Below are 3,318 nucleotides of genomic sequence, written 5' to 3' on the forward strand. Positions count from 1 at the left end.
CACTTCACGCTGGGCCGGGCCTTTGCCGCGCTGATCGGAAAGCCTGCGGTCATGAAGCTCGCGCTGCGGACCGGCATGCCGATTCCCGTCCTGATGCGCTTTGTGGTGCGGCTCCTGGCCAACCTCACCGACCCGGCCGCGAAGGGCTTCGAGGACCGCGTCATCCGGGTCCTGGAACTGCTCGTCCCGGCGACATCCAATACCTCCCCGGCTACGAACCAGCGGTATCCGCAACAAAAAGTTAGGGTTAACCCGTGACTAACTCCGCAGACCACAGCTGGACGCACGCCGGGCACGGCCTGCCGGACTCCGAACCCAGCCTCAACACCACCGCCATTGCCACGGGCCTCCAGCTGCCTGCCGGCTTTGCGGCGATCGCGGAGGACGCCGAGCTGGGCCCCGCCATCACCAACAACCTGGCCCGGGTGGAGAAGAAGCTGCGCGAAGCGATCGCCAACTCCGATCCGCTGGCTGACGCGACGTCGCGCCACCTGGTGGAAGCCGGCGGCAAACGCATCCGTCCGCTTCTGACCCTGCTGTGCGCACACCTCGGTGATGCTTCGCTGCCGGCCGTGGTGCAGGCTGCCGTGGTGGTTGAACTGACCCACCTCGCAACCCTCTATCACGACGACGTCATGGACTCCGCCCCCTTCCGCCGCGGCGCTCCTACGGCCCACGAGGTCTGGGGAAACTCGGTTGCGGTCCTCACCGGCGACCTCATTTTTGCCCGCGCCTCCATCCTGGTGTCCGAGCTGGGTTCGCGTGCTCTGGGTATCCAGGCCCGCACCTTCGAACGCCTGTGCCTGGGCCAGCTGCATGAAACTGTGGGCCCGCGTCCGGACGAGGATCCGGTGGACCACTACCTCTCCGTCATCGCCGATAAGACCGGCTCCCTGGTGGCTGCTTCCGGCCAGCTTGGCGCGATCTTCGCCGGCGCAGATCCGGCGTACGAGAATGTGCTCGTGGAGTACGGCGAGAAGGTGGGCGTTGCCTTCCAGCTGGCCGACGACGTCATCGATGTCACGGGCGTCAAGGTCAAGTCGGGCAAGTCCCCGGGCACTGACCTCCGCGAAGGCGTCCCCACGCTGCCTGTGCTGTTCCTCCGGCGCGATGCGGCTGCCGGCGACCAGTCCGCCGTCGAACTTTTGAAGCTCATTGATGGGGACCTGACCTCGGACGAGGCGTTGGCTTCCGCCGTGGCCGGGCTGCGCGAGCACCCGGTGACGGCCGAATCCTGGGTGGTTGCCCGCGGCTGGGCCGATGAAGCCATCGCTGCCCTGGCCCCACTGCCCGAGGGTGTTGTGAAGTCTTCGCTGTCCAACTTCGCCCTGGCCGTGGTGGACCGCGCCAGCTGATCCTGGCTTTTGACCCCGGCTAGCTTGGCCTGGGATTGCTGTTAAAGCGGAATAGCCCCGGTTCTCTGCAACGTTACGAGTCATACGTTGCATCGAACCGGGGCTATTTCTCCGTTCGCATCAGATCCGCCGGAGGCGTTTAGCGGATCCGTGAACAGTCTATGACAGGTTTGTCACAAAGCGCAAGCCCCTTGTTACTTGGGTGTCACAGACTTTCCCGCTCCAACCGCGCTGGATCTCCCCACGGTCGCCAATGGCCGCCGTCGTCATGCCCGCGAGTCGGGTCGACGCGCCCATGCGATGGCCCAATACCGGGGAGGGCCAGCGGCAGGAGTTGTCCACATAGCGCAGTCCTGGCCTGTCCGCCGGTGCGTGGATCGGGGTCAGCTGGACTGATGGACGTCACTTCCTTCGTGCGGTACGCCGGCTCAGTGACGACGACGACGGCCCTCCGGAGAGCTGGATTTTCTGACCGGAACATCCGTAACGCCGTCGCCACGGGGCCGGTGGTTCGCCTGCGGCAGGGAATTTTGGCGCTCCCAGGTGCCCAGCCGGACATGGTGGCTGCGGTTCTGGCCAATGGCCTGCTGACCTGTGGCTCAGCTACTGACCATCACCGGCTCTGGCGTCTCCACGAGCCCGCGCGCCTTCATCTCCTATGCCGCCACGGGCATGCAAAGGGCTCCGTGCTGCACCGGGAAACTGTGGTGCCTCCGCTGCCGGCGTTGCCCGTGGCTGGACTGACTGACGTGCTGCTTCACGGGCTTCGGTGCCTCCCAAGCGTAGAAGCGGCCGTCATGGTGGAAAGTGCGCTGCTGCAGGGGACCACAAACCTGTCCTACCTTAGGAATTATCTGCCCGGCAACCGGAACGGGGCGGCCCGCAGGGTCCTGGAACTGGTGGACGGAACCGCCGGATCTGCCATCGAGGTGGTGGCCAGGCTCATGTTCCGAAACGAAGGAATCTTCGTGCAGACCCAAGTGGACCTTCCAGGAATTGGAATTGTGGACTTCCTGCTGGAGGGATTCCTCATTGTGGAACTCGACGGCGCCACTCACCTCGAGCCGCGGCAGGTCAAGAAGGATCGGCGCAGGAACAATGCCAGCACCCTGGATGGTTACGCCGTGCTCCGGTATGGCTACGGGGACGTGGTCCACAACCCGCAGCGGATGATGACTGAGGTCTGGCAGGTGCTTCGCGGACGCGTGGTCCGCTGAGCCTCCCCGGCTTTGCCTTGTGAGCCGGCCGAAACGCCGGTAGATTGGGCAGACACGCTGGACGGCGGCGGCGAACCCGGGGAATTCCAGCGGCAGGGGCGCCGTGAAGTGAGCCGCGGCGGGTGAATCGGGGAGGGGGGTTAGTCCTCTTCGTCGTTGAAGGCCCACTCGAACATGTCGAAGACGAACTCGGAGAAGGTGCCCTCCTCGGATTTCCACTGGCCGCGGGCGTTGTTGCGGCGGTAGACGATGGGATCCGGGACGCTGAGGTCGCCCACGCGGATGCCCCAGGTGAACTGTTCTTCCTCGTCCTCAAGGAACATCAGGAAGCCTTCGTCATCAACTTCCAGCTCTTCGGGGTCCCAGAAGTAGTGGTAGGCCTCCATGAGGTCCTCGCAGCCGCCAACGGCCTGGTAGAACTCCTTCAGGACCAACGGAACCTGGAACTGGTGTTCGGCGAGGGCGGCGTCCAGCTCTTCAGTGGTAAGGCCGTCCTCTTCCTGCCATTCATCTTCGAGATACTTCGGAACAAGCGCGCGGAATTTCTCGAGGAACATGTCAGTCATGGCTCTAATCCTAGCTAATCGCCGGGGTCCCAAAAGCCGCCCAAAAAGCCGCCCGGAACACCACCTGCAAAGCCGCCCGCGGACCCGCCCGGAGCAGCGTCCTAAGAGCCGCCGCCCGCGTCCCCGGTTTCGCCCCGCCGCTGCCAGCCGTGCACGGCCAGCGGCGCCTGCCAGTGGCGG

3 protein-coding genes and 1 pseudogene are annotated in these 3,318 nt (G+C 64.9%); 3 read left to right on the plus strand and 1 reads right to left on the minus strand.

Going from position 1 to position 3,318, the window contains the following annotated elements; translation table 11 throughout:
- From DBR22_RS25060 to DBR22_RS22510, 3 genes and pseudogenes are all read left to right on the plus strand, one after another.
- Positions 1–258 (plus strand): annotated as a pseudogene (locus tag DBR22_RS25060) (FAD-dependent oxidoreductase); the annotation flags it as partial.
- Complete coding sequence (locus tag DBR22_RS22505) at positions 255–1,355, plus strand: polyprenyl synthetase family protein (RefSeq protein ID WP_108600808.1); 1,101 nt, start codon at positions 255–257, stop codon at positions 1,353–1,355. The pseudogene DBR22_RS25060 and the gene DBR22_RS22505, both read left to right, overlap by 4 nt.
- A gap of 395 nt (positions 1,356–1,750) precedes the next feature.
- Positions 1,751–2,572, plus strand: a complete 822-nt coding sequence (locus DBR22_RS22510) for an endonuclease domain-containing protein (protein ID WP_108600809.1) — start codon at positions 1,751–1,753, stop codon at positions 2,570–2,572.
- A 140-nt stretch (positions 2,573–2,712) separates the two neighbouring features.
- Here the strand turns inward: DBR22_RS22510 and DBR22_RS22515 are convergent, their stop codons facing one another.
- Positions 2,713–3,138, minus strand: a complete 426-nt coding sequence (locus tag DBR22_RS22515) for a hypothetical protein (protein ID WP_108600810.1) — start codon at positions 3,136–3,138, stop codon at positions 2,713–2,715.
- Positions 3,139–3,318: the final 180 nt, after the last annotated feature.

Source organism: Arthrobacter sp. HMWF013, from assembly GCF_003061105.1.
Classification (GTDB): domain Bacteria; phylum Actinomycetota; class Actinomycetes; order Actinomycetales; family Micrococcaceae; genus Arthrobacter.

Bases quoted from the DNA above. Each gene is read 5' to 3' on its own strand.
- DBR22_RS22510 (WP_108600809.1), top strand. From the start codon at position 1,751: ATGGACGTCACTTCCTTCGTGCGGTACGCCGGCTCAGTGACGACGACG.
- DBR22_RS22515 (WP_108600810.1), bottom strand. From the start codon at position 3,138: ATGACTGACATGTTCCTCGAGAAATTCCGCGCGCTTGTTCCGAAGTAT.